Annotated in this window: 1 protein-coding gene; it reads right to left on the bottom strand. The window is 37.4% G+C overall.

Annotated elements, in window-relative coordinates:
- Window positions 1-117 precede the first annotated feature (117 nt).
- Window positions 118-733: hypothetical protein (locus HP459_RS23210; protein ID WP_171936958.1), on the bottom strand; the 616-nt coding region annotated here is incomplete at its 5' end.

A 733-nucleotide genomic window follows, 5' to 3' on the forward strand; every position in this document is an offset into this window, starting at 1 on the left:
GGGCAGGTGCTCTATGGATGGCTGAGACTAACAACAAGCAATAGTCACATTTTAGATACAGACTGGAAAGCCGTGAAATTTTTGTGGTGAAACAGGCCCCTGACGGGGCCTGTTTTGTTATTTGCATTTCTTGTTGAAATCAACAATTGCAATATCTTTAACGATATGCAGGTCAAATAATCTCTCATTTCGAGTAAAACTGGAAGTACACATCTCGCTCAATGCATTTTTTACCGTATCTTTATCAGGTACCCTTGGAAGGTACAAGCCTTCAAAGTTGAATCTATTGTAAGGCCACGACCAATTGTAAAAATAATTTGGTATGTTGAACTTGAAAATCGGGAAGTTATTTTCTGAATTCAGCAGAACCGGCGATTTCGCATATGCTCCATTGAAAGCAATATAGTTATAATCTATTCCTCTTAAGCTGTGCTTTATATCATTAATAATAACAGAGCTATATTCGGACTGAGCTTTGGATGCAGCGCCAAATGCATAGATATACACGGCAAAATAAGTGAGTGGAATTAGCAGCAAAAGGATTAAATATTTTGCTTGAGTGTTTTTAGTTAATACGTAAACACAATAAAAGACAAGCAGATTTAATCCACCAAACCCTACGTATAACCGTGAAAAATAAGGTACGGCACTCTCAAGAGGTAGCAGGGAGCCCATCGTGGCAATCAAAGAAATAAAAGGTAGTGAAACTAATGCTAGGTATGTGAATATTAAT

The organism is Enterobacter sp. CM29 (assembly GCF_013179605.1).
GTDB lineage: Bacteria > Pseudomonadota > Gammaproteobacteria > Enterobacterales > Enterobacteriaceae > Enterobacter > Enterobacter intestinihominis.